The sequence below is a fragment of the Streptomyces sp. NPDC007157 genome, assembly GCF_040634235.1.
Lineage (GTDB): Bacteria > Actinomycetota > Actinomycetes > Streptomycetales > Streptomycetaceae > Streptomyces.
Genome location: NZ_JBEYFE010000006.1, coordinates 81250 through 106870, shown reverse-complemented (window position 1 = coordinate 106870; position 25621 = coordinate 81250). Strand labels below are relative to the sequence as shown.

Sequence of the window (25621 nt, the reverse complement as noted above, 5' to 3'; positions counted from 1 at the left end):
ACCATGTCCGAGTCGCAGAAGGTGGACGAGCGGCAGAGCGCCCCGCCACCTGCCCGCAACACCGTCGACCGGTTCTTCAAGATCTCCGAACGAGGTTCCACCTTCGGCCGGGAGATACGCGGCGGCTTCGCCACGTTCTTCACCATGGCCTACATCCTTGTCCTGAACCCCATCATCCTCGGCAGCGCCAAGGACAAGTTCGGCCACACCCTCGACACCGGCCAACTGGTCACCGCCACCGCGCTGGTGGCCTGTGTGATGACGGTCATCATGGGCGTCGGCGGCAACCTGCCGCTGGCGATCGCGGCCGGGCTCGGCCTCAACGCCGTCGTGGCCTTCCAGTTGGCGCCGCTGATGAGCTGGTCCGACGCTATGGGCCTGGTCGTCCTCGAAGGCATCCTGATCTGTGTGCTGGTGGTGACGGGCCTGCGCGAAGCGATCATGAACGCGATCCCGCAGGCGATGAAGCAGGCGATCGGGGTCGGCATCGGCCTGTTCATCGCCTTCATCGGCTTCGTCGACGCCGGGTTCGTCAGCCGGATCCCGGACGCCGCGAACACCACCGTGCCGGTGCAGCTGGGCGCCGTCGGCCGGCTCACCGGCTGGCCCGTACTGGTCTTCTGTCTTGGCGTGCTCCTGACCATCGCGCTGGTCGCGCGCAAGGTGAAGGGCGCGATCCTGATCAGCATCGTCACCATGACCGTCGTGGCGATCGTCATCGACTCGGTCGCCGACATCAAGAGCTGGGGCCTGACCACGCCGAAGGTCCCCGACAAGATCGTCGACGCCCCCGACTTCGGACTCGTCGGTCACTTCAGCCTGTTCGGCGGCTTCGCCGAGGCCGGTGTCCTCACCGCCGTCCTGCTGGTCTTCACACTGATCCTGTCCGACTTCTTCGACGCCATGGGCACGATCGTGGGCATCAGCGCGGAGGCCGGGCTGCTGGACGAGAAGGGGCAGGTGCCCGGCATCGGACGGGTGCTGTTCATCGACGGCGCGGCGGCGGTGGCCGGCGGTGTGGGCTCGGCCTCCTCCAACACGGCGTACATCGAGTCGGCGGCGGGGGTGGGCGAGGGGGCGCGCACCGGCTTCGCCAACCTGATCACCGGCGGGCTGTTCGGACTCGCGCTCTTCCTGACGCCGCTGCTGACGATCGTGCCGCTCCAGGCGGCGGCGCCGGCGCTGATCGCCGTGGGCTTCCTGATGATGACCCACGTCAAGCACATCGACTGGGACAAGTACGAGATCGCCATCCCGGCGTTCCTGACGATCGCCGCGATGCCGTTCACCTACTCGATCACCGACGGTATCGGGGCGGGGTTCCTGGCGTACGTGGTGATCAAGGGGGTGCTGGGGAAGGCGAAGGAGGTCAACTGGCTGCTGTGGGTGGTGTCGGCGCTGTTCCTGGTGTACTTCGCGATCGATCCGGTGGAGCAGGTGCTGGGCGTCAAGTAGGAGGAGGGGCGCGGGGTGCGTTTCGGCCGCGGGTGATTCGTGGCCTGTCGCGCGGTTCCCCGCGCCCCTGAGGGGCGCCCCGGCTCGGGGCGTCTACTTGAGAGCCGCTTCCATCATCGCCTTCGCCACCGGCGCCGCCAGCCCGTTGCCGCTGACCTCCGACCTCGCCGCGTCCGACTGTTCGACCAGGACCGCCACCGCGACCTCCTTGCCGCTGCTGTCGGACTTGCCGTACGAGGTGAACCAGGCGTACGGGGTCTTGGAGTTGTTCTCGCCGTGCTGGGCGGTGCCCGTCTTACCGCCCACCGTCGCGCCGGCGATCAGCGCGTTCGTGCCGGTGCCCTGCTCGACGACCGTCTGCATCGCGGACTGCAACTGCTCGGCCGTCCCGGAGCTGACGATCTGCTCGGTGCTGGTGTCGTCGTCGTAGTTCTTCAGCACATCGCCACCGCTGTCGGTGATCTGCGAGACCATGTGCGGCGAGACCAGCTTGCCGCCGTTGGCGATCGCGGCGGAGACCATGGCCATCTGGAGCGGGGTCGCCGTGACGTCGAACTGGCCGATGCCGGAGAGGCCGGTCTGGGCCTTGTCCATGTCCGACGGGTAGACGCTGGCCCAGGCCCGCACCGGGATGTCCTGCTTGGCGTTGTCGAAGCCGAACTTCTCGGCCATCGCGCGCACCTTGTCCTGGCCGAGGTCGACGGCCATCTTGCCGAAGACGTTGTTGCAGGAGTAGCGCAGGGCCGTGCGGATCGAGGCGTCCTCGCAGGGGGCCGTGGTGCTCTCGTTCTTCAGCGGGGTCGTCGTGCCCGGCAGGGTGTACGGGTTCGGGCTGTCGGTCTTGTCGTCGACGTTCGCGTAGAGGCCGTCCTCCAGCGCCGCCGCCGCGACCACCAGCTTGAACGTCGAACCCGGCGGCAGCGGCTGGCGCAGCGCCCGGTTGGTGAGCGGCTTGTCCGCGTCGGCGTTCAGCTTCTTCCAGGCCGAACCGGCCGTGTTGGCGTCGGTGAGCGAGGAGGGGTCGTACGACGGGGTGGACACGACCGCGAGGATCTTGCCGGTCTTCGGGTCGATCGCGACCGCCCCGCCCTTCTTGTCGCCGAGCGCCCGGTACCCCGCCTTCTGGACGGCCGGGTCGATCGTCGTGATCACGTTGCCCGGGTCGGCGCGCTGGTCGGTGACCGTGTCCATGACCGTCTTCAGCCGGCTGTCGGTGCCGTTCAGCAGATCCTGGTAGATGCCCTCCAGCTGGGTCGGGGCATAGGCCTGCGAGGCATAGCCCGTGACGGCCGCGTACAGCCTGCCGTCCCTGTACGTGCGCTTGTACTTGAGGTCGCTGCTGCTCAGGGTCCGTGCCGAGCCGGTGATCGAGTCACCGGCCACGATGATGTTCCCGAGCGGCCGCGAGTACGTCTCGATCGCGTTGCGCCGGTTGTCCGTGTCGTTCGCGAGGGCCTGGCCGTCGTAGAACTGCACCCATGTCGCCCTGACCAGCAGAACGACCACGAGCAGCAGTGTGAAGACGGACGCCCGCCTGATCGTCTTGTTCATCCCGCTCAGACAGACGAGCGAAGACGGGTCGCCCGTTCCCGAACGGGCGGATTTCTCATCGTCCGCTCATGCGGCGCCGCGCTAGAGCCGTCGCGTCGCCAGCGTCAGGCGGTCCCGGGCGTCGAACAGGGCGTCCTTGATCATCTGTTCGTGGGCGGGGGTGAGCCGGGCCACCGGGACCGAGCAGCTGATCGCGTCGCGGGCCGGGGTGCGGTAGGGGATCGCCACCCCGAAGCAGCGCAGCCCGAGCGTGTTCTCCTCGCGGTCGATCGCGAAGCCCTGGTCACGGATCTGGTGGAGCTCCTCGATGAGCTTCTCGCGGTCCGTGAGGGTGTGCTCGGTGAGCGCCGGGAGGGTCTCCGGGAGCAGCTTGCGGACCTGCTCGTCGGTGTGGGTGGCGAGCAGCGCCTTGCCGAGGGAGGTCGAGTGCGCGGGGAGCCGGCGGCCGACCCGGGTGAAGGGGCGCAGGTAGTGCTGGGACTGGCGGGTGGCCAGGTAGACCACGTTCGTGCCGTCGAGGCGCGCCAGGTGGATGGTCTCCGTGGTGTCGTCGGAGAGCCGGTCCAGGGTCGGGCGGGCCGCCGCGACCACCTCGTCGCCGTCGATGTACGACGTGCCGACCAGCAGGGCCCGGACCCCGATGCCGTACCGGGTACCGGTCGCGTCCGTCTCCACCCAGCCCAGCTCCACCAGGGTGCGCAGCAGCATGTAGAGGCTGGACTTGGGATAGCCCACGGCCTCCTGGACCGCCGCGAGGGAGTGCATACCGGGCCGGCCGGCGAAGTACTCCAGCAACTCCACGGTCCGTACCGCGGACTTGACCTGTGCCCCGCCGCCTGTCTCGCCTGCCGACATCGCCCTTGACCCCTTCGTTGGACGAGAAACCGAGGTTATAGTCTCCAACAGCATATTCATCATCAGAGACAGCGTTCAGTATATCGAACATCCCTGGTGAGTGACCCGGCTCTGCGGCAGAACGCAACTCATGGAGGGACCCGCGGTGGCAGCAGCACCAGTCTGGAGTGTCGACCCGCGCACCGGGAAGCAGCGTGAACAGGTTGCGGTGGAAGCCACAGCCGAGGAGGTGGACACCACCGTCACCGCGGCGCACGCCGCACGCGGCTCGCTCGCCGACCGCACGGTCCGCGCCGCCTTCCTGCGGTCCGCCGCCGCCGGACTCGACGCGGCCAAGGGCCACCTCGTGGAGGCCGCCGACGCCGAGACCGCGCTCGGCCCGGTCCGGCTCACCGGGGAACTCGCCCGCACCACCTACCAGCTGCGGGCCTTCGCCGACATCGTCGACGAGGGCGCCTTCCTCGACGTCATCGTCAACCACCCCGACGCCACCGCCACCCCGCCCGTCCCCGACCTGCGCCGCTACAAGGTCCCGCTGGGCGTCGTCGCCGTCTACTCGGCCTCCAACTTCCCCTTCGCCTTCTCGGTCGCCGGCGGTGACACCGCGAGCGCGCTGGCCGCGGGCAACCCGGTCGTCGTCAAGGCCCACCCCGACCACCCGGGCCTGTCCGAGCTGGTCGCCAAGGTGCTGCGCCGGGCCGCGGCCGAGCACGGCATCCCCGCCGAGGTGGTCGGTCTGGTGCACGGCTTCGAGGCCGGCATCGAGCTGATCAGGCATCCGCTGGTCGCCGCGGCCGGCTTCACCGGTTCGGTGCGGGGCGGTCGGGCACTGTTCGACGCCGCCGCCGCGCGTCCGGTGCCGATCCCGTTCCACGGCGAGCTGGGCTCCCTCAACCCCGTCCTGGTCACGGAGGCCGCGGCCGCCGAGCGCGGCGGGGAGATCGGCACCGGGCTCGCCGGGTCGATGACGCTGGGCGTGGGCCAGTTCTGTGTGAAGCCGGGCCTGGTGCTGGTGCCGGCCGACACCGCCGGTGACGGCCTGGTCAAGTCCCTCACGGACGCGGTCAGCGACACCGACGCGGGCGTGCTGCTCGACCACCGGATGCGGGACAACTTCGTCGCCGGGGTCGCCGAGCGCGCCGAACTCCCCGACGTGGAGAGCCCGGTGACCCCGGGCGCGGGCGGCGAGCACACCGTCAGCGCGGGGTTCCTCACGGTGCCGGCGAGCCGGCTGGCCGAGGAGGGGGCGTACGACCTGCTCCTGGAGGAGTGCTTCGGGCCGGTGACCGTGGTGGTCCGTTACGCGGACCGGGGTGAGGCGACGGCGGTGCTGTCGCGGCTGCCGGGGAATCTCACCGCGACGGTGCACGTCTCCGCCGAGGAGGCCGCGGGGGAGGGGCTCGGGGCGGAGATCCTAGCGGAGCTCACGCCGCTGGCCGGTCGGGTGCTGGTGAACGGGTGGCCGACGGGGGTGGCCGTGGCGCCGGCCCAGCATCACGGTGGGCCCTACCCGGCGACCACTTCCACGTCCACTTCGGTGGGCGGTACGGCCATCGAGCGGTGGTTGCGGCCGGTGGCCTATCAGGGGGTGCCGGAGGCTTTGCTGCCGGCGGAGTTGCGGGACGACAATCCGCTGGGGCTTCCTCGGCGGTTCAACGGGGTGCTGGAGCGGTAGCGCCGTAGGGGCGTGGGGTGGTTCGGCGGCTGCGGGTCGTCCGTGGCCGGTCGCGCAGTTCCCCGCGCCCCTACGGGGCGCCTGCCCCTGCATACCTGGAAACGTTCTGCTGACACAATCCGACCATGGACGTGGAACTTCCCGAACTTCCCTTTCCCCTCCGCACCTACGGGCCCGACGGGCACTGGTTCTACGAGGACGGCGTGCTCACCGGGTGGGCCGGGGCCCGGCAGGATCGGTTCGTGTCGCCCACCGGGGAGGCCCTGGATCCCGCCTCCGACGCACCCCGGCTGCTCGGGGCGCCCGAGGGGGACTTCCAGCTCATCGCCCGGGTCACCGTCGGGTTCGGTGCCGCCTTCGACGCCGGTGTGCTGTACGTCCACGTCGGCGACCGGGCCTGGGCCAAGCTCTGTCTGGAGAACTCCCCCGACGTCCCCACCGTCTGCACGGTGGTCACCCGGGGGCACTCCGACGACTCCAACGCCTTCACGGTGGAGGGGAGTTCGGTCTGGCTGCGGATCAGCCGGACCGGGCGGGCGCTCGCCTTCCACGCCTCCCGCGACGGCAAGAGGTGGGTCTTCGTGCGGCTGTTCACGCTGGGCGGGGAGAAGGAGACGGAGGGCGCCCTGGTCGGCTTCATGACCCAGTCGCCGATAGGGGAGGGCTGCGTGGTGACGTACGACCACATCGCGTTCCGGCCCGACTGGCCGGCCGACCTCCGCGACGGAAGCTGAGCGGCGAGGCCACGGAACCGGTGCGGCCGCGGCCGCGTCCTCCGGTGCATGATCAGTGACCCTCTGAAGGGGCTGCGGGTGATCCGTACGGCCCTGCCCGCCGAGGCCGAGAAGATCGCCGCGCTGCACCGCCGGGCCCGGTCGACGTACTACCCGGACGGCCTCCCGGACGACGGCGTCGACTGGACGGCGGCCTGGCGGGGAGCCGTCGAGCGGCCCGACGGGCAGGTGCTGTGCGTGGTGGAAGCGGGCGTGATCACCGCGGTCGCCTCCTTCCGTACGGCGCGGGGCGCGCCCGCGGAAACGGTCAAGCTGTTCCAGTTCCATGTGGACCCCGACCACTGGCGGGCCGGCGTCGGCACCGCCCTGCACGCCGCCTGCCTGGAGCAGTGGCGGGCCGACCGCCGGCGGACGGCCGTGCTCGACGTGCACACCGACAACCGGCCGGCTCAGGCCTTCTACGCCCGCCAGGGCTGGGTGCCGGACCCGGAGCACCCGCCCGTCGACGGTGACCACCACCTGTATCTGCGGTACACGGTGGACGGGGAATGAAGCGGGCTGTTTGAAGGTTCAGGCGGTTGAGAGACGTCTTACTACCTGGAGAGCCGAAGACATGCGCGTCGAGATCTGGAGCGACATCGCCTGCCCGTGGTGCTACGTGGGCAAGGCCCGCTTCGAGAAGGCGCTCGCTGCCTTCCCGCACCGCGACGAGGTCGAGGTCGTGCACCGCTCCTTCGAGCTGGACCCCGGCCGCGCCAAGGGCGACGTCCAGCCCGTCCTCGCCATGCTCACCAAGAAGTACGGCATGAGCGAGGCGCAGGCCCAGGCCGGCGAGGACAACCTGGGCGCCCAGGCCACCGCCGAGGGCCTCGACTACCAGACCCGCGGCCGGGACCACGGCAACACCTTCGACATGCACCGGCTGCTGCACTTCGCCAAGGAGCAGGGCCGGCAGGACGAGCTGATCCAGCTCCTGTACCGGGCGAACTTCGCCGAGGAGCGGTCCCTGTTCACCGAGGGCGCCGAACGGCTCGTCGAGCTGGCCGTGGAGGCCGGGCTGGACGCGGAGGCGGTGCGCGGGGTGCTCGCCGACCCGGCCCGCTACGCCGACGACGTCCGCGCCGACGAGCGCGAGGCCGCCGAGCTCGGCGCGAACGGGGTGCCCTTCTTCGTCCTCGACCGGAAGTACGGGGTCTCCGGCGCCCAGCCCGCCGAGGTGTTCACCCAGGCGCTCGGCCAGGCCTGGGGCGCGCGTTCCCCGCTGCAGCTCATCGACGAGGGTGGCGCCGAGGCCTGCGGGCCGGACGGGTGCGCGGTCCCGCAGCACTGAGAAATCCCAGGTCAGAGCGGTCGTATAAGCAGGGCTTAGCGGTTCTGGGTAAAAGTCCGCAATGGACGGGGGGTTCCGTGGGCCGCAGAGTGGAGCCATGGAGACCACGGAGACGTTCGGGAGCCTCGTCCGCGCCGAGTTCACCCCGAAGACCACCTACCTGAACACCGCCAGCAACGGCCTGCTGCCGGCCCGCACCGTCGCCGCCCTGCACGAGGCGGCGCTGCTGCGGGCCGAGGGCCGTCCGCTCACCTCGCTGTACGAGGACGTGGAGGCCAGCCGGGCCGCGTACGCCCGGCTGGCCGGCGTCCCCGCGACCCGGGTCGCGGTGGGCGCATCGGTCGCCGCGCACTCCGGTGTGATCGCCGCCTCGCTGCCCGCCGGTGCCGAAGTCCTCACCGCCGAGGACGACTTCACCTCCGTGCTGAACCCGTTCCACGTCCGCGGCGACCTCAAGGTCCGCGCGGTGCCGCTGGAGCGGATCGCCGAGTCCGTCCGCCCCGGCACCGCGCTGGTCGCGGTCAGCGCCGCCCAGTCCGCCGACGGCCGCGTCGCCGACCTGCCGGCCCTGCGGGAGGCCGCCCGCGAGCACGGGGCGCGTACCTACGTCGACTTCTCCCAGTCGGCCGGCTGGCTCCCGATGGACGCCGACGGCTACGACTTCTCGGCCGCGGTCTCCTTCAAGTGGCTGCTCGGCCCGCACGGCTCGGCCTTCCTCGTGGTTCCCGAGGACTTCGGCGGACTGACCCCGCTGCTCGCGGGCTGGGTCGCGGGCGAGCAGCCGTGGGACAGCTGCTACGGCCCGGTCACCGAACTCGCCCACTCCGCCCGGCGGTTCGACCTCACCCATGCCCTGTTCACCTTGGCGGGCCTGCGCCGCTCCCTCGACCTGATCGAGGAACTCGGGGTGGCCGCCGTCCACGCCCATGACGTGGCCCTCGCCGACCGGTTCCGGGCCGGACTCGCCGCCCTCGGCCACGCGCCCCTGCCCGCACCGGGTTCGGCGATCGTCTCGGTGCCGGGACTCGGCGGCCGGCAGCCGGACCTGAGCCGCGCCGGCATCGAGGTCTCCAACCGGGCGGGCAACCTGCGGGCCGCGTTCCACCTGTACAACACCGCCGCGGACGTGGACCGGCTCCTGGACGTGCTCGGCGACTGAGCGGACGCGGACACGACCGGGCCGGGACCCCGTCCCACGGGAGGTCCCGGCCCGGCCGGCTCAGGGGGAGATCACCGCACCGGCGTGAAGTCCCGCGCGCCGACGAACTCGGGTCGGCGGATCGGGGCCGAGAACGGCTCGACCGCCTTGTTCTCCACGCTGTTGAACACGATGAAGACGTTGCTGCGCGGGAACGGCGTGATGTTGTCGCCGGAGCCGTGCATGCAGTTGCAGTCGAACCAGGTCGCCGAACCGGCGCGGCCCGTGAACAGCTTGATGCCGTACTCGCCGGCCATCGCGGTCAGCGCCTCGTCCGAGGGCGTGCCCGCGTCCTGCATCTGCAGCGACTTCTTGTAGTTGTCCTCGGGTGTGGCGCCGGCGCAGCCCAGGAACGTCCGGTGCGAGCCCGGCATGATCATGAGCCCGCCGTTGGTGTCGTGGTTCTCGGTCAGCGCGATCGAGACCGACACGGTCCGCATGTTCGGCAGCCCGTCCTCGGCGTGCCAGGTCTCGAAGTCCGAGTGCCAGTAGAAGCCACTGGCCCCGAACCCGGGCTTGACGTTGATCCGCGACTGGTGGACGTAGACGTCCGAGCCGAGGATCTGCCGGGCCCGGCCGACCACCCGCTGGTCGCGCACCAGGTTCGCGAAGACCTCACTGATCCGGTGCACCTCGAAGACCGAGCGGATCTCCTTGGACTGCGGCTCGACGATCGAGCGCTCGTCGGCCCGGATCGCCGGGTCGGCGACCAGCCGCTCCAGTTCCTCCCGGTACACGGCGACCTCGTCGTCCGCGAGGAGCTGGTCGATGGCGAGGAAGCCGTCCCGCTCGAACTCCTCCAGCCGGTCCGTGGCGATCGGCCCGGCCGCGCCCGGCGCCGACCAGACGACCGGGTCCTTGCGGGGTACGGAGACCTCGACCGGGCCACGGCTCGGGTACAGGTCGGTGATCGTGGTCATGGGTCAGCCCTCCTCCGTCAGCAGGGGATAGACGCCGTTCTCGTCGTGGTCCTCCCGGCCGGTGACCGGCGGGTTGAACACGCAGATGCAGCGGAAGTCCTCCTTGACGCGCAGCGTGTGCCGCTCGTGCCCGTCGAGGAGGTACATGGTGCCGGGCGTGATCGTGTACGACGTCCCGGTCTCGCGGTCGGTCAGCTCGGCCTCGCCCTCGACGCAGACCACGGCCTCGATGTGGTTGGCGTACCACATCGACGTCTCCGTGCCCGCGTACAGGATCGTCTCGTGCACCGAGAAGCCGACCCGCTCCTTGGCGAGGACGATGCGTTTGCTCTCCCAGGTCCCGGACGCGGCCTTGACATGCCGGTCGGTGCCTTCGATCTCCTTGAACGAACGGACGATCACGGTGGTGTACAGCCTCCTTGCTAGATCCTGGTCAGACGGTCTCCCGGACGGCCCGGGCGAGGATGCTCAGCCCCTCGTCCAGCTCGTCCGGGGTGATGGTCAGGGCGGGCAGCAGCTTGACGACCTCGCTCTCCGGCCCCGACGTCTCGATGAGCAGCCCCAGTTCGAAGGCGCGCCTGGCGATCCGCCCGGCCCGCGCCTTCTCGTGGAACTCCATGCCCCACACCAGCCCCCGGCCCCGGTACTCCCGCACGTCGGCGAGGTTCTCCTCGACGATCGCGATGAGCCCCTGTTCGACCTGCTCGCCCTTGGTCCGGGTCTGCTTCTCCATCGCCGGGCCGTCGGTCCAGTAGCTCTCCAGGGCGGCGGTCGCGGTGACGAAGGCGGGGTTGTTGCCGCGGAAGGTGCCGTTGTGCTCGCCCGGCTCCCACACGTCCAGCTCGGGCCGGAACAGGCACAGCGACATGGGCAGCCCGTAGCCGCTGATGGACTTCGACACCGTGACGATGTCGGGGACGATCCCGGACTCCTCGAAGGAGAAGAAGGCACCGGTGCGTCCGCAGCCCATCTGGATGTCGTCGACGATCAGCAGCATGTCCTGCCGATCGCACAGCTCCTTGAGGGCGCGCAGCCACTCGGGCCGGGCGACGTTGATGCCGCCCTCGCCCTGCACGGTCTCCACGATCACCGCGGCGGGCTTGTTGAGCCCCGACCCCTGGTCCTCCAGCAGCCGCTCGAACCAGAGGAAGTCCGGGACGGTGCCCTCGAAGTAGTTGTCGAAGGGCATCGGCGTCCCGTGCACCAGCGGGATCCCGGCCCCGGCCCGTTTGAACGCGTTGCCGGTGACGGCGAGCGACCCGAGGGACATCCCGTGGAAGGCGTTGGTGAAGGACACGATCGCCTCGCGCCCCTTCACCTTGCGCGCCAGCTTCAGCGCGGACTCCACGGCGTTGGTGCCGGTCGGCCCGGGGAACATGACCTTGTACGGCAGGTCGCGCGGCCGCAGCACCAGGTCCTGGAAGGTCTGGAGGAACTGCCGCTTGGCGGTGGTCGACATGTCGAGGCCGTGGGTGACCCCGTCGCGTTCCAGATAGTCGAGCAACGCCCGTTTCAGCACCGGGTTGTTGTGGCCGTAGTTGAGTGACCCGGCGCCGGCGAAGAAGTCCAGGTACTCGTGGCCGTCCTCGTCGTACATCCGGCTGCCCCGGGCCCGGTCGAACACGGTCGGCCAGGCACGGCAGTAGCTGCGGACCTCGGACTCCAGGGTCTCGAAGACACTCAGGTCGGGCTGGGTGATGGTCACAGGGAGGCTCCTCAGTGCGATGTGGGGGTCAAGGGGCCGATGCGGTACAGGACTTCGGGGTCGTGCGGACCGTCGGGGAACTCGCCGGCCTCGAACAGCACGGTGCGCTCGACGGTGGCGCCGTGCCGGGCGGCGTACGAGGTGAACAGCCGCTCGGAGGCGGTGTTCCCGGGCGTGATGGTGGTCTCCACGGCGGTGAGCGGCTGTTCGGCGGCCACCCGGGCCGTGAGTCCGTCCAGCAGCTGCGCCGCGACACCGCGGCCGCGCTGCACGGCGTCCACGGCCACCTGCCAGACGAGCAGGGTGTCCGGGCGGTCCGGCCGGGTGTATCCGGTCACGAATCCGACGGGCTCGCCGTCCGCGCCGCGCGCCACCGCCGACGTGCCGGCGAAATCCCGGCACCACAGCAGATAGCTGTACGAGGAGTTCAGATCGAGGCTTCCGGAATCCTTTGCGATACGCCACAGGGCGGCGCCGTCGGTCACCATCGGGCGCTCGACGATCAGGTCTGCTTGTGGAGCGGTCATGCGCACTGAATTTAGCGAGGCAAATGCAAAAACGCACGGCAGGTGCTGTTGCCGGCTTCGTCCGCCGTGCCTGTATGTGCCGATATTTCCCACCACAAACCGGGCAAATGACCCGGTTATGTGGAGTGTGTCACAGGGTTGAAACCTGGATGAAATTCGCCCGGTTTAGCTCCGCAAAAAGCGGGCAGAAGATCTCGGGTAAGCCATCGGTCAAAAGGGAATTCGGAATTGTTTTGAATTCGCGCGCTGTTGACGTTTTCCATACGCCGCCGACGCCGGGGGCGGGGCCGGGGACAAGTCCACCGGCGTGGGTGGCGCCGGTCGTGGCGCCACCCGCCCGTTTCCGGCGGCTACCGCCAGGCGGACTCCACCGCCCGCCGGGCCCCCTCCAGGTCCACCGTCCGGCCCCGCTTCGCCAGTCCCGCGCCGAGCGCCGCCAGGCTGGACCGGACCGCGCCCACCGTCGCGTCCACCCCGTAGTGGTTCACCCGGATCATCTCCGCGGCCAGCGCGCCCCCGCCCGCGGCCAGCGGCAGCGTGCCGTCGCCCGCCAGCGTCTCGGCGACCAGCTCCGAGGCCACCACCCCCGACGGCACCCGCAGGGTCGTGGCGACCGGCGCCGCGTCCGACTCCTCGTGCACATACGGCTCCAGGCCGCCGCCCAGGGCCACCGCCCCGGCCCGGGTGGCCAGTGCCGCCGTACGGTGACGGCGCATCACCGTCTCCAGTCCGTCCGCCTCGATCCGCTCCAGGCACGCCTCCAGGGCGAGCATCTCCAACTGCGCCGGCGCGTGCAGCAGCACCTTGCGGCCGCCGTCGACCCAGCGCTCCTTCCAGTCCAGCAGCGACAGGTACGACCGGCGCGGGGCCTGCGGGTTCGCGGCCATCCGGGCCCATGCCCGCTCGCTCACCGACACCGCCGAGACGCCGGCCGGACCGCCCATCGCCTTCTGCGCCCCGATCACGCACAGGTCCACGCCCCAGGCGTCCGGCAGCACCGGCTCGGCCCCGACCGAGGCGACCGCGTCCAGATAGAAGAGGGCACCCTGCTCCCGTACCGCCGCGCCGATCTCCGCGACCGGGTTGGTGTTGCCGGTCGCCGCCTCCGCGTGTACCAGGGAGACGAAGTCGATCTCCGGGTGGTCGGCGAACGCCTCCCGGATCTGCGCGGCCGTCACCGCCGTGTGGAACGGCACCGTGAGGTCGATCACCGTCGCGCCGCAGTCCCGCAGCCAGTTGCCGAAGGTCTGCCCGTAGGGGCCGGTGATCACGTTCAGCGCGGTCGTCCCCGGCCCGGCGGTCGCCCTGATCGCGCCCTCCAGCGGCAGCAGCGCCTCGCCCTGTGTGATCAGGACGTCCTGCCGGGTGTCGAGGAGCCGGGCCACGCGGTCCTCGATGGCGGCGAAGTGCGCGGCGGTCAGCGGGGGCAGGTCGAGGAAGGGGTGGGTCACGGCGTGCTCTCTTCGCTCACGGAGGGGCAGATCAGCATGAGCGTAACCGGCACCCGGCGCACCCCCCTGGGATCGGTGGTGACCGGTGGTGACCGGCGACTTCTTAGGCCGGACGGCCTCATTGCCATCGGATTGGTTTGAGATACCCCAACATCTCCTTATAATCGGAACCCGCACACGGAATGCAAAGCTCCGCCACAGACTCACGGGAGGTCTCGTGACCACGCTCCTCGGGCACCGCCGGGCTCGCGCCCTAGCCGCCGTCACCGCCGCGGCCGGGCTGGCCCTCGTGGCCGGCTGCACGTCGAGCGGCAACGGCTCCAGCGCCTCCAGAACCGCCGCGGGCGGGGTCGAACTCGTCAAGGCCGGGCAGCTCACCACCTGCACCCACCTGCCGTACCCGCCGTTCCAGTCGGAGATCGACGGCAAGGTGCAGGGCTTCGACGTGTCGATGATCGACCTGGTCGCCAAGGACCTCGGCGTGAAGCAGCAGATCCTCGACACGCCGTTCGAGAACTTCAAGACCGGCGCCTTCCTCAACTCCGGCGAGTGCGACCTGGCCGCGGCCGGCATGACCATCACCGCCGAGCGCAAGAAGAACGTCGACTTCTCCGACCCGTACTTCGACGCCACCCAGGCCCTCCTGGTCGCCAAGGACAGCGGTATCACCTCACTCGCCGACGCCAAGGCGAAGAAGGTCCAGCTGGGCACCCAGGCGCAGACCACCGGCGAGGACTACGCGAAGGCGCAGGGCTTCGACCCGGTCTCCTTCGAGTCCTCCGACGCCGTCCTCAACGGACTGCGCACCGGCCAGGTCAAGGCCGTCGTCATCGACTACCCCGTGGTCCAGGGCTGGCTGAAGGACAAGGCCAACGCCGCCGCGTTCCAGATCGCCGGGCAGATCAACACCGGTGAGCAGTACGGCTTCACCGTCAAGAAGGGCAACACCAAGCTCCTCGCCGCCGTCAACAAGGCGATCGCGGACGCCAAGGCCGACGGCACGTACAAGAAGCTGTACGAGAAGTGGATCGGTCCCTACGACGCCTCGGCCGCGTCCCCCGCCGCCTCATGACGGTCGGGACGGACACCGAACTCCAGCCTCGCAGGAAAGGCCTGACCCGGACGCAGAAGCGCCGGCTGTCGCGCGGCGCGCAGTACGTCGTCTTCGTGGCCGCCGTGGTCGCCTTCGCCGTCGGCGCGGACTGGGGGCGGCTCCGGAACCAGTTCGCCCAGTGGGACATCGCCAGGCAGATGTTCCCGGACGTCATCACGCTCGCGCTGAAGAACACCGTGCTCTACACGGTGTCCGGGTTCGTCGTCGGATTGACCCTCGGCATGGTGCTCGCGCTGATGCGGCTGTCGTCGGTCGGCCCGTACCGCTGGCTGGCCGGCATCTACATCGAGATCTTCCGCGGCCTGCCCGCCCTGCTGATCTTCATCTTCATCGGGGTCGCGGTCCCGCTGGCCTTCCCCGGCACGGAGATCGTCGGCGGCACCTACGGCAAGGTGGCGCTGGCCCTCGGCCTGGTCGCCGCCGCCTACATGGCCGAGACGATCCGCGCGGGCATCCAGGCGGTCCCCAAGGGGCAGCTGGAGGCGGCCCGTTCCCTGGGCTTCTCGCCCGCCCGCGCGATGGTCTCGATCATCCTCCCGCAGGCGTTCCGCATCATCCTCCCGCCGCTGACCAACTCGCTGGTGCTCCTCTTCAAGGACTCCTCCCTGGTCCTCTTCCTCGGCGTCACCCTGGAGGAGCGCGAACTGTCCAAGTACGGCCGCGACCTGGCCAGTACGACCGCCAACTCCACGCCGATCCTCGTCGCCGGCCTGTGCTACCTGCTGGTCACGATCCCGCTCGGCTTCCTCGTCCGCCGTATGGAGGCGAAGGCCCGGAAGGCCGTCAAATGAGCCGACCCGAGATCGAGGTGAAGGGCCTGCACAAGTCCTTCGGCGACAATGAGGTGCTGCGCGGCATCGACCTGGAGATCGGCCGGGGCGAGGTCGTGTGCGTGATCGGCCCGTCGGGCTCCGGCAAGTCGACGTTGCTGCGCTGCGTCAACCTCCTTGAAGAACCCACCAAGGGCCAGGTGTTCGTCGGCGGCACCGAGTTGACGGACCCGGACGTCGACATCGACGCCGTGCGCCGCCGTATCGGCATGGTCTTCCAGCAGTTCAACCTGTTCCCGCACCTGACGGTGACCGAGAACCTCACGCTGCCGCAGCGCCGGGTGCTCCGTCGGGACAAGGCGCAGGCCGCGCGGGTGGCCGCCGAGAACCTCCGGCGGGTGGGCCTCTCGGAGAAGGCGGACGCCTACCCCGCCTCGCTCTCCGGCGGCCAGCAGCAGCGCGTGGCGATCGCCCGCTCGCTGTCCATGGGCCCCGAGGTGATGCTCTTCGACGAGCCGACGTCGGCCCTCGACCCGGAGCTGGTCGGGGACGTCCTGGCGGTGATGCGGATGCTGGCCCGGGAGGGCATGACCATGATGGTCGTCACCCACGAGATGACCTTCGCCCGGGAGGTCGCCGACCGGGTCGTCTTCATGGACGGGGGAGTCGTCGTCGAGGACGGCACACCGGACCAGGTGATCGGCGCCCCGACGCACGAACGGACCCGCCACTTCCTGTCCCGGCTGCTGGATCCGGCGATGGCGGATGTGGAGGAGGACGGTACTCCGTAGGACGCGCCCGCTGGGACGCGCCCCAAAGGAGCGCGGGGCCGCAGTCGACATGTGGCTACCGCCGCGCGGGCGCGACCGGCCACGACGCGCCCGCACCCGACGAACTATCGTGCGTGGCATGAGCGATCGAGCGGTGCTGCACGTGAAGGGCCGGGTCCTTGTGGGACCCGAGGACGTCCGCGACGAACTGTGGGTGGTGGACGGCCGGGTCTCCTACGACCGCCCCGTCGGCGTCCGTGACATCCGGACCGTCGAGGGCTGGACGCTCCCCGGTCTCGTCGACGCCCACTGCCATGTCGGGCTCGGCCCGGACGGGCCGGTCGACGCGGCCACCGCCGAGAAGCAGGCCCTCACCGACCGCGAGGCCGGCACCCTCCTCATCCGGGACGCCGGGTCGCCCTCCGACACCCGCTGGGTCGACGACCGCGAGGACCTCCCGAAGATCATCCGGGCCGGCCGGCACATCGCCCGCACCCGCCGCTACATCAGGAACTTCGCCCACGAGATCGAGCCGGACGACCTGGTCGCGTACGTCGCCCAGGAGGCCCGGCGCGGTGACGGCTGGGTCAAGCTGGTCGGCGACTGGATCGACCGCGACCTCGGCGACCTGGCCCCCAGCTGGCCGCGGGACGCGGTGGAGGCGGCGATCGCGGAGGCGCACCGGCTCGGCGCCCGGGTCACCGCCCACTGCTTCGCCGAGAACTCGCTCCAGGACCTGGTCGAGGCCGGCATCGACTGCGTCGAGCACGCGACCGGCCTGACGGAGGAGCTGATCCCCCTTTTCGCCGCGCGCGGTGTCGCGATCGTCCCGACCCTCGTCAACATCGCCACCTTCCCGAGGCTCGCGGCCGGCGGCGACGCCAGGTTCCCGCGCTGGTCGGCCCATATGCGCCGGCTCCACGAGCGCCGCTACGACACCGTCCGGGCCGCCTACGACGCCGGCATCCCGGTCTACGTCGGCACCGACGCGGGCGGCTCCCTCGCCCACGGCCTGGTCGCGGGCGAGGTCGCCGAGCTGGTCACCGCCGGGATCCCGCCCGTCGACGCGCTCGCGGCGGCCAGCTGGGCGGCCCGCGGCTGGCTCGGCAGGCCCGGCCTGGAGGAGGGCGCACCGGCGGACCTGGTGGTGTACGAGAGCGACCCGCGCGCGGACGTACGCGTCCTCGCGTCCCCCCGTCGGGTGGTGCTGAACGGGCAGGTCGTCGAGTAAAGGAACGCCTGTGCCTGGCGACTCGAATACATGCGCGGAAAGTCCACTAATGAGTGAAGTCACGCTGGATTGCCGCCCGTTCACTCCTAGTGCGTAATTCTTGGCGGGTCCCGAGCAAGTTTCCTCTGGGGGTCCCACCACCTTGAACAGCGACACATTCCGTATGCCCGCACGCCGTCTCGCGACCGTCGCGACGGCCACCGCCCTGGTCGCCGGTCCCGCGGCCCTGGCGGGCGCGGGCGCCGCGCACGCCACCACCGACCAGGGTCGCGCGAGCGCGGTCGTCCTCCGCACCGGCCTCGACGTCTCGCTCCTCAACAAGACCGTGAACGTCCCGCTCGCGGTCTCCCTGAACGAGGTCCAGGCACCGCGGAGCGCCGACCGCACCGCGCTGACCGCCACGCTCGACGGAGTGGACGGCGGCAAGCCGTTCAGCGTCCTGGGCGCCGATGTCGCCTCGGCCAAGGCGACGGTCTCCGGCAGCCTGGCCGAGGGCTCGGTCCACCTCGCCCACGCCCGGCTGCACGTGCCCGGCCTGCCCCTGCTGTCCCTCGTCGAACTCGACACGGTCACCTCCAAGGCCACCTGCGAGACCGGCAAGCAGCCGGTGGCCTCCGCGAACGTGCTCGGCGCCGTCACGGTCCTCGGCAAGCGGGTGACGCTGAGCGCGGGTGGCCCCACCGACGTCAAGGTCCCCGGCGTCGGCGAGGTCCGCCTCGACCTCTCCAAGCGCGAGACGACGTCGACGACGGCGGCGGCGAGCGCCCTGGAACTCAAGGTCTCCGTGAACCCGCTGAAGCTGAACGTGGCCGACGTGGAAGGAACGTTGACCCTGGCGAAGGCGACCTGCGAGACACCGCCGGACCCGGCCGCCCCGTCGGACCCGGCCGACCCGGTGACCGACGTCAAGCCCCAGGGCGCCCCGGCGAAGGAGACCAAGCTGGCGGAGACGGGCGGGAGTTCGGCGACGCCCTATGTCGTGGCAGGAGCGCTGGCACTGCTTCTGGCGGGCGGAGGAGCGGTGACCGTGGCCCGACGCAGGCGATAGCGCCCCGTAAGGGGCGCGGGGCGGTAGTCGATCTGCGGCTACCGCCGCGCGGGCGCGACCAGCCACACACGACCCGCCGTCGCACACCGCGCGCGGTTCCCATCACCCGCGTATCAACATCAACGCCTGATCAAGCGCCTGCAAGAACCCGTTCACCGTCCCCCGGTCCCGCACCGCGACCCGCACCCACTCCTCGTCCAGCCCCGGAAACGTGTCCCCGCGCCGCACCGCATACCCCAACACCCGCAACTGCCGCCGCACCGCGGCCGCCCCGGCCATCCGGACGAGCACGAACGGCCCCTCCGCGGGCCCCGCCACCCGCACCCCCTCCGGCGCGAACTCCTCGAGTCCCGCCACCAGATGGGCCCGGTCGGCCGCCGCCCGGTGCGCCGCGTGTGCCGCCTCCGCCAGCGCCCGCGGGGCGACACACGCCTCGGCCGCCACCAACGCCGGCGCCGACACCGGCCACAACGGCTGCGCCCGCGCCAGCTCCGCGACGATCTCCGGCGCGGCCAGCACGTAGCCGACCCGCAACCCGGCCAGCCCCCACGTCTTCGTCAGGCTCCGCAGCACCACCAGCCCCGGCACGTCGGTCCGCCCGGCCAGCGCCTCCCGCTCACCCGGCACCGCGTCCATGAACGCCTCGTCCACCACCAGCGTCCGCCCGGGCCGGGCGAGCCGGGCGATCACCTCGGCGGGATGCAGCACCGACGTGGGGTTGGTCGGATTGCCGATCAGCACCAGGTCGGCGTCCTCCGGCACGGCCGCGGGATCGAGCCGGAACCCGTCCGCCTCCCGCAGCAGCACCCGGTCCACGGTGTGCCCCGCGTCCCGCAGCGCCGCCTCCGGTTCGGTGAACTGCGGATGCACCACCACCGGCCGGCGCACCTTCAGCGCACGCGCCAGCAGCACGAACGCCTCCGCCGCGCCCGCCGTCAGCAGCACCCGCTCCACCGGCAGCCCGTGCCGCGCCGCGACCGCCGCCCGCGCCGCCCGCCCGTCGGGATAGGCCGCGAGACCGCCCAGCGACCCGGCGATCCGCTCCCGCAGCCAGGCCGGGGGAGTGTCGGCCCGTACGTTGACCGCCAGGTCGATCAGGGTGGAACCGTCGTCACGGACCTCGGCGTCACCGTGGTGCCGCAGATCGTGCGGGCCTCCCGGACCGCCGGAACCGTCGTCAGTGCGCATGCGCGTGTCCGCCGTGGTGATGGTGGTGCCCGTGGTCGTGGCCGTCGTCGTCGGGATGGAAGTGCGGCTGCTGCGGCAGCCCCACCTTGTCCTCGAAACCGGGCATCGCGATCCGGTACACACACGAGTCGCAGTTCATCCGCACCTCCCCGGCGGCCGCCTCCCGGTACCGCTCCATCACCAGGTCGAGCAGCTCCGGCTCGGGCCCGATGACGTCCGCCGAGCGCACCTCGGCCTCGGGGTGCGCGGCCGCCCAGCCCTCGGTCTGCTGCCGCACCCGCTCCGGCAGGATCCCGGTGAACAGGAAGTACGGGAGTACGACGATCCGCTGCGCCCCCAGTTTCAGACACCGGTCGAGTCCGCTCGGCACGTCCGGCGCGGCCAGCGACACGAACGCCGTCTCCACACCGGCGTAGCCGCGCCCCTCCCACAGCAGCCGCGCCGCCCTGTGCACCTCGGCGTTGGCGTCCGGGTCCGTGGAACCCCGGCCGACCAGCAGCACGGTGACGTCCGCCCGGTCCATCGGGGCGCGCCCTGCGTCGGCGCCCAGTGCCTCGTCCAGGCGCCGCTCCAGGACGGTCAGCAGCGAGGGGTGCGGGCCCAGCGGACGCCCGTACGTGTAGGAGATCCCCGGGTGCCGTTCCTTCTCCCGGGCCAGCGCGGCCGGGATGTCGCCCTTGGCATGCCCGGCGGAGACCAGCATCAGCGGTACGGCGGCGAACCGTCGTACCCCCCGCTCGACCAGTTCGGTCACCGCCTCGCCCAGCGGGGGCGGGGACAGCTCGATGAAGCCGCCGGCGACGGGCAGTTCGGGGTGGCGGCGTCCCAGCTCCCGTACGAAGTCACGGAACGCCTCGGCCCCGGCTTCGTCCCGGGTGCCATGGCCGGCGATGAGCAGGGCGGGCGGGGTGGTCACAGCGTCTCCTTGGAAATGGGGTGGTAGAGCAGGGCGTTGAGCGCGGCGGCGGCGACCGCCGAGCCGCCCTTCTCGGACACGTTGCTGACGGCGGGCAGCCCGCTCTCCCGCAACGCGGCCTTGGATTCGACGGCGCCGACGAAACCGACGGGCAGACCGATGACGAGCGCGGGGGAGGCGTCCAGCGTCAGCAGCTCCTCCAGGGCGGTCGGCGCGTTGCCGATCACCCAGAGCGCGCCGGGGCCCACCTGCTCGTAGGCGAGGCGGATCGCGTGCGCCGAACGGGTGAGCCCGGCAACGGACCCGGCGTCGCGCAGCCGGCACACCGTCTCCCGGCGGGTGATCCCGGCGGCGACCATCTCCACGTCCACGACGACCGGCGCCCCGGCGTGCAGCGCGGCATGCGCCTTCACCAGGTCGTCCTCGTCGGTCACGAGGTCGGTCGCGTACGCCAGGTCGGCGGCGGAGTGGATGACCCGCTCCACCACGGCGCGGGTCAGCGGCGGGAAGTGCGAGGTGTCCAGGCGGGCCCGCAGCCGCCGGAAGGACTCCTCCTCGATGGGGTGGACGACCCGGTTCACTCGGCCCCCTCCGGAGCGCTCTCCTGCCAGCGGTAACCACGCGGGGTGACCATGCGCCCGGCGATGTTCCGGGTCGCGGTGTTGCCGACGGTCACGACGGTCATCATGTCGACCCACGCCGGGTCCAGTGCGCCCAGGGTGGTCACCCGGCTCGACTCGTCGGGGCGTGAGGCGTTGCGTACGACACCGACCGGTGTCGTCGGCTCGCGGTGCCCGGCGAGGATCGCGAGCGCCTTCGGCAGCTGCCAGTCGCGGCCCCGGGAGCGCGGGTTGTAGAAGGTCACCACGATGTCCGCCTCGGCGGCGGCCCGCACCCGGCGCTCGATGACCTCCCACGGCGTGTGCAGGTCGGACAGGCTGATGGAGACATGGTCGTGGCCCAGCGGCGCGCCCAGGATCGCCCCGGCGGCGAGTGCCGCGGTGACCCCCGGGACACCGATCACGTCGATGTCGTCGGAGGCCTCGGCGAGCGCGGGGGAGGCCATCGCGTACACGCCGGCGTCGCCGCTGCCGATCAGCGCCACGGCATGCCCGGCACGCGCCTCGGCGACCGCGGTCCGCGCCCGCTCCTCCTCGGCACCGAGCCCCGACTCCAGGACGCGGGTGCCGGGCCGCAGCAGGTCGCGGATCTGGTCGACGTACTGGTCGAGCCCGACGAGCACGGAGGCGCGCCGGAGTTCGGCCTTGGCGCGCGGGGTGAGCAGGTCACGGGCGCCGGGTCCGAGCCCGACGACCGCGAGCCGGCCGCGCGCGAGTCGTCGTACGACGGCACAGGTCGCCATGGCGGGCCGGCCGTCCTCAGGGGCCGACTTCCGCTTGGGGACGAGGAGTTCGCCGCCGCGCACCAGGGCCGCGGCCTCCGCGACGGACGGGGTGCCGACGGCGGCCAGGGGCGCGTCGGAGGGGTTGGGCACCGCTACCGCGGCCAACTCCTCGGCGGTGTACGTCACCAGGGGGACCCCGAGCCGTGCGGCCGCCTCGACGACGCCGGGCTCCTCGGCCTTGGCGTCGACGGTGGCGAGTTCGGTGACGCTTCGAGGGGAGAGTCCCGCGTCCCGCAGGGCCCCCTCGATCAGGGTGAGAACCTCGTCGACCGGAGCGCCCTTGGAGGCGCCGACGCCCACCACGAGGGACGGCGGGCGCAACAGCACCTCGCGCTCGGCGGGTTCGACCGCGCGGTCGGTCAGCCGGACCGTGTACGCGCCCTCCGCGGCCAGCGGCAGCGGCGGCAGCGGCCACGTCAACTCGGCGCGCAGGGCCACTGGTTCACCGTCCAGCAGGGCCCGTGACACGGTCGCCACCGAGCCCTCGACCGGGAAGCCCAGGGTGTCGAGGCCGGGCAGTCCGACGGAGTCCGTCGCGGTGGTCACCACCGGTCGCGCGGCCAGTACCTCGGCCACCTCCCGGGCGAGTTCGTTCGCGCCGCCCGCGTGCCCGCCGACCAGGGACACGGCGAACCGCCCGCCCTCGTCGACGCACACCACACCCGGGTCGGCCGTCTTCTCGCCCAGCAGCGGGGCGATCAGCCGGACCACCGCACCCGTGGCCAGGAAACACACCAGTTGCCCGCACTCCGCGAACGCGGAGCGCACGGCGTCCCCGACCGGACCGTCGTACACCCGCGTGCGGTCCGGCCACGCCGCGGCCAGCCGGTCGCGTGCCGCCGCCCCCGCCGCGGTGGCGGAAATGAGGCCGATCACTGAGCAACTCCTTCTTCGGAAAGGGGGATTCGATGCCCCCACAACAAGAACACGGGATTGGCCGCCGCCAGCCGGGTGACATCCCCGGGCAGCGGCGCGAGACGCGAGGACTGCAGCAGCACCCCGTCGCAGGAGAACCCGGCACCGGTCAGCGCCTCGCGCGCAGCCGGCACCCGGTCCAGAGCGGCCAGCGCCACCACCACCGACCGCCGGGCCCGCAGTGCGCAGGCGCCGACCACGGCGGGCAGCTCACGACCGCCGCCGCCGACGAACACGGCGTCGGGATCGGGGAGTCCGGCCAGGACCTCGGGCGCCGTACCGTGCACCACGTCCACGTACACGCCGTGCGCCCGCGCGTTGGCGGCGATCCGCTCGACCCCGTCCGCGGCCTTCTCCACGGCGACGGCGGCGGCCCCGAGCCGCGCGCACTCCACCGCCACCGACCCGGAACCCGCGCCGACGTCCCAGACCAGGTCGCCGATCCGCGGCCCGAGCCGGGCCAGCGCCAGGGCCCGTACCTCGAACTTGGTGATCATCGAGTCCCGGTGCGCGAACTCCCGCTCGTCCAGGGCCCATCGGGCGGGCCCGGCGGGCACCCCGGCGACGGTACGCACCGCCCCGAGCGACCGCGCCGGGTCCAGGCACAGCACCACGCTGACGTCCGCTCCCCAGTCCCGGCCGGCGGCCTCGGCGGGCGTGACCCGCTCCACCCGCTCCCGCTCGGGGTCACCGAGCGCCCTCGCCACGACCAGCAGCCGGTCCGCCGGCACCGCGGCCCCCAGCTCCGCCGGACCGGCCCCCGGCCCGGTCAGCACCGCCACCTTCGGATGCGCCCGGCACACATGGAACGCCGTACGCGGCTCCCGCCCGTGCGCGCTCACCACCACCGCGTCGTCCCAGGGCAGCCCGACCCGCGCGAACGCGGCGGCGACGGACGACACCCCGGCCCGCACCTCCAGCCGCTCCGGCCCGAACCGCTCGGCCAGCGCCCGCACGATCCCGAAGAACCCGGGGTCGCCCGAGGCCAGCACGGCCACGGACCGGTCCTTGCCGACGTACTCCGCGACGGCGTCGAGCGCGGGTGCCAGCGGCCCGAGGACGATCCGCTCGGCCCCCTCCGGCAGCCGGACCGCGTCCAGGTGCCGCCGCCCGCCGACCACCAGCTCGGCCCCGGCCAGCGCGTCCGGCGGGAGCGGTGTCCCCGTCCCGGTACCGAAGACCGTGATCACGTACTCGCCCCCCGCTCCCGCAGGGCCCGCCGGGCCTGCGGGTCGGCCTTGCGGAAGCCGTGGAAATGGCCGGGGTGGTAGAGGTGCGAGCGGGTCCCGTGGGCGTCCAGGGCGGGGCCGACCAGGAACAGGGTGTGCTTCCAGAGCTTGTGCTCCTTGACCGTCTCCTCCAGCGTCTCGATCGTGCACTTCACGATCAGCTCCTCCGGCCAGGTCGCCTGGTAGGCGACGACCACCGGCGTCGACGTCGGATAGCCGCCCTCCAGCAGCTCCCGCACCAGCTGCCCGCTGCGCGCGGCGGAGAGGAAGATCGCCATGGTGGTGCCGTGCCGGGCGAACTCCCGTACCTCCTCGCCCGGCGGCATCGGCGTCTTGCCGCCGCCGAGCCGGGTCAGGACGACGGACTGGGCCACCTCGGGAATGGTCAGCTCGCGCTGGGCGAGCGCGGCGACGGCCGAGAAGGAGGACACACCCGGCACGATCTCGACCTCGACGCCGATGCCGGCACACCGGTCGACCTGTTCCTGGGTACCGCCCCACAGGGCCGGATCGCCGGAGTGGATCCGGGCGACCCGCAGCCCCTCCGCCCGCGCCCGCTCGTAGACGGCGACGACGTCCTCCAACGACATCGTGGCCGAGTCGAGGATCTCGGCGTCCTCGCGCGCGTGCTGGAGGACCTCCGCCTGGACCAGGCTCGCGGCCCAGATCACCACGTCGGCGTCGGCGATCGCGCGCGCGGCCCGGAACGTCAGCAGATCGGCGGCGCCGGGGCCGGCACCGACGAAGGTCACCTTGCCGGTGGGAGCGTCGCCGGAGACAGCGGCGACGGCAGCGGCGGAGGCAGCGGCATCGGCCATGGAAAATCGGTCCTCTCTGGACAAACGGTGTTACGGGTGCTGCTGGATGTGCGCTGGGGCGGGTCGATCGGATAGCAAGGGCACATGGCGGTCTTCGTCGCGCTCGGCGCGTTCCTGATGACGCTGGCCGGCGGCTGGACGGCACAGCGCGTGACCGACCGTCGCCATCTGGTCCTGGGCCTGGCCGGCGGCCTGATGCTCGGGGTGGTCGGCCTCGACCTGCTGCCGGAGGCGCTGCGCGCGGCCGGCCGGGAGATCTTCGGCGTACCGGCCGCCCTGCTGCTCTTCGTGGCCGGTTTCCTGCTGGCCCATCTGGTGGAACGCACACTGGCCCTGCGCCAGGCCGCGCACGGCGGCGACGAACACGGTCACCGGGCGCCCGAGGTGGGGCTGACGGCGGCCGGCGCGATGGTCGGGCACAGCGCGATGGACGGCGTGGCGATCGGCGCGGCCTTCCAGGTGGGCGGCGGCATGGGCACGGCGGTCGCGCTGGCCGTGATCGCGCACGACTTCGCGGACGGCTTCAACACGTTCACCATCACGAGCCTCTACGGCAACGCGCGCCGCCGGGCGATAGGCATGCTGATCGCCGACGCCTGCGCACCCGTCCTCGGCGCCCTGTCGACCGTCTTCCTCACCATCCCCGAGACCGTGCTCGGCGGCTATCTCGGCCTCTTCGGCGGTGTCCTGCTGTATCTGGCCGCCGCCGAGATCCTCCCCGAGGCCCACCACGAACACCCGGCCCGCTCCACCCTGCTGTGCACGGTGGCCGGTGCCGCCTTCATCTGGCTGGTGGTGGGCATCTCGGGCTGAGGC

The 25621-nt window shown here is 71.7% G+C and carries 25 protein-coding genes; 12 read left to right on the top strand and 13 right to left on the bottom strand.

Translation table 11 applies throughout. The features are described 5' to 3' along the window. The first annotated feature begins 3 nt into the window (after nt 1-3). Nucleotides 4-1455 carry an NCS2 family permease gene (locus ABZ642_RS12920; protein WP_360481633.1) on the top strand — a complete coding sequence of 484 codons (1452 nt, stop codon included), beginning with the start codon at nt 4-6 and terminating at the stop codon, nt 1453-1455. Between the two features lie 93 nt (nt 1456-1548). On the opposite strand, the gene ABZ642_RS12915 is transcribed toward ABZ642_RS12920, so the two are convergent. Beyond that, complete coding sequence (locus ABZ642_RS12915; protein WP_360481630.1) at nt 1549-3006, bottom strand: penicillin-binding transpeptidase domain-containing protein; 1458 nt, start codon at nt 3004-3006, stop codon at nt 1549-1551. Nucleotides 3007-3087: 81 nt separating this feature from the next. Beyond that, the gene (locus ABZ642_RS12910) at nt 3088-3861 is read right to left on the bottom strand and encodes an IclR family transcriptional regulator (RefSeq protein WP_351326197.1); all 774 of its coding nucleotides are present in this window, start codon (nt 3859-3861) and stop codon (nt 3088-3090) included. Nucleotides 3862-4006: 145 nt separating this feature from the next. Between ABZ642_RS12910 and ABZ642_RS12905 the strand changes: the two genes are divergently transcribed. The 5 genes from ABZ642_RS12905 (at nt 4007) to ABZ642_RS12885 (ending at nt 8759) form a co-directional block, all read left to right on the top strand. Then, nucleotides 4007-5536, top strand: coding sequence for an aldehyde dehydrogenase (NADP(+)) (locus tag ABZ642_RS12905; protein WP_360481627.1), 1530 nt, complete (start codon nt 4007-4009; stop codon nt 5534-5536). A 125-nt stretch (nt 5537-5661) separates the two neighbouring features. Next, nucleotides 5662-6270, top strand: coding sequence for a DUF1349 domain-containing protein (locus ABZ642_RS12900; protein WP_360481625.1), 609 nt, complete (start codon nt 5662-5664; stop codon nt 6268-6270). A 48-nt stretch (nt 6271-6318) separates the two neighbouring features. Next, the gene (locus ABZ642_RS12895) at nt 6319-6822 is read left to right on the top strand and encodes a GNAT family N-acetyltransferase (RefSeq protein WP_360481622.1); all 504 of its coding nucleotides are present in this window, start codon (nt 6319-6321) and stop codon (nt 6820-6822) included. A gap of 61 nt (nt 6823-6883) precedes the next feature. Next, a complete protein-coding gene (locus ABZ642_RS12890) occupies nt 6884-7600 on the top strand; it encodes a DsbA family oxidoreductase (protein ID WP_360481619.1) in 717 nt (238 codons plus the stop codon). Nucleotides 7601-7697: 97 nt separating this feature from the next. Next, on the top strand, nt 7698-8759 hold the full coding sequence (locus tag ABZ642_RS12885) for an aminotransferase class V-fold PLP-dependent enzyme (RefSeq protein ID WP_360481616.1): 1062 nt from the start codon (nt 7698-7700) through the stop codon (nt 8757-8759). 71 nt (nt 8760-8830) lie between these two features. On the opposite strand, the gene thpD is transcribed toward ABZ642_RS12885, so the two are convergent. The 5 genes from thpD to ABZ642_RS12860 all read right to left on the bottom strand — a co-directional run bounded on the left by thpD (nt 8831) and on the right by ABZ642_RS12860 (nt 13401). Further along, nucleotides 8831-9718, bottom strand: coding sequence for an ectoine hydroxylase (gene thpD / locus ABZ642_RS12880; RefSeq protein ID WP_360481613.1), 888 nt, complete (start codon nt 9716-9718; stop codon nt 8831-8833). A gap of 3 nt (nt 9719-9721) precedes the next feature. Beyond that, nucleotides 9722-10120: an ectoine synthase gene (locus ABZ642_RS12875; RefSeq protein ID WP_351496114.1), complete on the bottom strand. Its 399-nt coding sequence runs from the start codon at nt 10118-10120 to the stop codon at nt 9722-9724. 31 nt (nt 10121-10151) lie between these two features. Continuing rightward, complete coding sequence (gene ectB, locus ABZ642_RS12870) at nt 10152-11423, bottom strand: diaminobutyrate--2-oxoglutarate transaminase (RefSeq protein ID WP_360481610.1); 1272 nt, start codon at nt 11421-11423, stop codon at nt 10152-10154. An 11-nt stretch (nt 11424-11434) separates the two neighbouring features. Further along, the gene (gene ectA / locus ABZ642_RS12865) at nt 11435-11950 is read right to left on the bottom strand and encodes a diaminobutyrate acetyltransferase (RefSeq protein WP_360481607.1); all 516 of its coding nucleotides are present in this window, start codon (nt 11948-11950) and stop codon (nt 11435-11437) included. A gap of 350 nt (nt 11951-12300) precedes the next feature. Then, nucleotides 12301-13401 carry an aminotransferase class V-fold PLP-dependent enzyme gene (locus ABZ642_RS12860; protein ID WP_360481604.1) on the bottom strand — a complete coding sequence of 367 codons (1101 nt, stop codon included), beginning with the start codon at nt 13399-13401 and terminating at the stop codon, nt 12301-12303. 217 nt (nt 13402-13618) lie between these two features. Between ABZ642_RS12860 and ABZ642_RS12855 the strand changes: the two genes are divergently transcribed. From ABZ642_RS12855 to ABZ642_RS12835, 5 genes are all read left to right on the top strand, one after another. Then, nucleotides 13619-14473, top strand: coding sequence for an ABC transporter substrate-binding protein (locus ABZ642_RS12855; protein WP_360481601.1), 855 nt, complete (start codon nt 13619-13621; stop codon nt 14471-14473). Further along, nucleotides 14470-15306, top strand: a complete 837-nt coding sequence (locus ABZ642_RS12850) for an amino acid ABC transporter permease (RefSeq protein ID WP_360481598.1) — start codon at nt 14470-14472, stop codon at nt 15304-15306. The genes ABZ642_RS12855 and ABZ642_RS12850 overlap by 4 nt, the downstream gene beginning before the upstream one ends. Next, nucleotides 15303-16076, top strand: a complete 774-nt coding sequence (locus ABZ642_RS12845) for an amino acid ABC transporter ATP-binding protein (RefSeq protein WP_360481595.1) — start codon at nt 15303-15305, stop codon at nt 16074-16076. The genes ABZ642_RS12850 and ABZ642_RS12845 overlap by 4 nt, the downstream gene beginning before the upstream one ends. A gap of 118 nt (nt 16077-16194) precedes the next feature. After that, nucleotides 16195-17286 (top strand): amidohydrolase family protein, encoded by a 1092-nt coding sequence (locus tag ABZ642_RS12840; RefSeq protein WP_360481592.1) that lies wholly within the window; start codon nt 16195-16197, stop codon nt 17284-17286. A gap of 142 nt (nt 17287-17428) precedes the next feature. Further along, nucleotides 17429-18334 (top strand): SCO1860 family LAETG-anchored protein, encoded by a 906-nt coding sequence (locus ABZ642_RS12835; protein ID WP_360481589.1) that lies wholly within the window; start codon nt 17429-17431, stop codon nt 18332-18334. 102 nt (nt 18335-18436) lie between these two features. On the opposite strand, the gene cobC is transcribed toward ABZ642_RS12835, so the two are convergent. The 6 genes from cobC to cobM are packed head-to-tail and all read right to left on the bottom strand — an operon-like array spanning nt 18437 to nt 24805. Beyond that, complete coding sequence (gene cobC, locus ABZ642_RS12830; RefSeq protein ID WP_360481586.1) at nt 18437-19522, bottom strand: Rv2231c family pyridoxal phosphate-dependent protein CobC; 1086 nt, start codon at nt 19520-19522, stop codon at nt 18437-18439. Further along, nucleotides 19512-20438 (bottom strand): sirohydrochlorin chelatase, encoded by a 927-nt coding sequence (locus ABZ642_RS12825; RefSeq protein ID WP_360481583.1) that lies wholly within the window; start codon nt 20436-20438, stop codon nt 19512-19514. Before ABZ642_RS12825 ends, cobC begins: the two co-directional genes overlap by 11 nt. Continuing rightward, nucleotides 20435-21019: a precorrin-8X methylmutase gene (locus ABZ642_RS12820; RefSeq protein WP_360481580.1), complete on the bottom strand. Its 585-nt coding sequence runs from the start codon at nt 21017-21019 to the stop codon at nt 20435-20437. Before ABZ642_RS12820 ends, ABZ642_RS12825 begins: the two co-directional genes overlap by 4 nt. Beyond that, complete coding sequence (gene cobJ / locus ABZ642_RS12815) at nt 21016-22719, bottom strand: precorrin-3B C(17)-methyltransferase (protein WP_360481577.1); 1704 nt, start codon at nt 22717-22719, stop codon at nt 21016-21018. The genes ABZ642_RS12820 and cobJ overlap by 4 nt, the downstream gene beginning before the upstream one ends. Continuing rightward, a complete protein-coding gene (cbiE, locus tag ABZ642_RS12810) occupies nt 22716-23948 on the bottom strand; it encodes a precorrin-6y C5,15-methyltransferase (decarboxylating) subunit CbiE (protein ID WP_360481575.1) in 1233 nt (410 codons plus the stop codon). The genes cobJ and cbiE overlap by 4 nt, the downstream gene beginning before the upstream one ends. After that, on the bottom strand, nt 23945-24805 hold the full coding sequence (gene cobM / locus ABZ642_RS12805) for a precorrin-4 C(11)-methyltransferase (RefSeq protein ID WP_360481572.1): 861 nt from the start codon (nt 24803-24805) through the stop codon (nt 23945-23947). Before cobM ends, cbiE begins: the two co-directional genes overlap by 4 nt. Nucleotides 24806-24889: 84 nt before the next feature. Between cobM and ABZ642_RS12800 the strand changes: the two genes are divergently transcribed. Further along, nucleotides 24890-25618 carry a ZIP family metal transporter gene (locus ABZ642_RS12800; protein WP_360481569.1) on the top strand — a complete coding sequence of 243 codons (729 nt, stop codon included), beginning with the start codon at nt 24890-24892 and terminating at the stop codon, nt 25616-25618. Nucleotides 25619-25621: the final 3 nt, after the last annotated feature.

Excerpts from the sequence above, each read along its gene's own strand:
- ABZ642_RS12900 (WP_360481625.1), top strand. The coding sequence starts at position 5,662 with ATGGACGTGGAACTTCCCGAACTTCCCTTTCCCCTCCGCACCTACGGG.
- ABZ642_RS12800 (WP_360481569.1), top strand. The coding sequence starts at position 24,890 with ATGGCGGTCTTCGTCGCGCTCGGCGCGTTCCTGATGACGCTGGCCGGC.
- ABZ642_RS12845 (WP_360481595.1), top strand. The coding sequence starts at position 15,303 with ATGAGCCGACCCGAGATCGAGGTGAAGGGCCTGCACAAGTCCTTCGGC.
- ABZ642_RS12920 (WP_360481633.1), top strand. The coding sequence starts at position 4 with ATGTCCGAGTCGCAGAAGGTGGACGAGCGGCAGAGCGCCCCGCCACCT.
- ectA (WP_360481607.1), bottom strand. The coding sequence starts at position 11,950 with ATGACCGCTCCACAAGCAGACCTGATCGTCGAGCGCCCGATGGTGACC.
- ABZ642_RS12840 (WP_360481592.1), top strand. The coding sequence starts at position 16,195 with ATGAGCGATCGAGCGGTGCTGCACGTGAAGGGCCGGGTCCTTGTGGGA.
- ABZ642_RS12885 (WP_360481616.1), top strand. The coding sequence starts at position 7,698 with ATGGAGACCACGGAGACGTTCGGGAGCCTCGTCCGCGCCGAGTTCACC.
- ABZ642_RS12910 (WP_351326197.1), bottom strand. The coding sequence starts at position 3,861 with ATGTCGGCAGGCGAGACAGGCGGCGGGGCACAGGTCAAGTCCGCGGTA.
- ABZ642_RS12895 (WP_360481622.1), top strand. The coding sequence starts at position 6,319 with ATGATCAGTGACCCTCTGAAGGGGCTGCGGGTGATCCGTACGGCCCTG.
- ABZ642_RS12890 (WP_360481619.1), top strand. The coding sequence starts at position 6,884 with ATGCGCGTCGAGATCTGGAGCGACATCGCCTGCCCGTGGTGCTACGTG.
- cobC (WP_360481586.1), bottom strand. The coding sequence starts at position 19,522 with ATGCGCACTGACGACGGTTCCGGCGGTCCGGGAGGCCCGCACGATCTG.
- ABZ642_RS12850 (WP_360481598.1), top strand. The coding sequence starts at position 14,470 with ATGACGGTCGGGACGGACACCGAACTCCAGCCTCGCAGGAAAGGCCTG.
- ABZ642_RS12915 (WP_360481630.1), bottom strand. The coding sequence starts at position 3,006 with ATGAACAAGACGATCAGGCGGGCGTCCGTCTTCACACTGCTGCTCGTG.
- cobM (WP_360481572.1), bottom strand. The coding sequence starts at position 24,805 with ATGGCCGATGCCGCTGCCTCCGCCGCTGCCGTCGCCGCTGTCTCCGGC.
- thpD (WP_360481613.1), bottom strand. The coding sequence starts at position 9,718 with ATGACCACGATCACCGACCTGTACCCGAGCCGTGGCCCGGTCGAGGTC.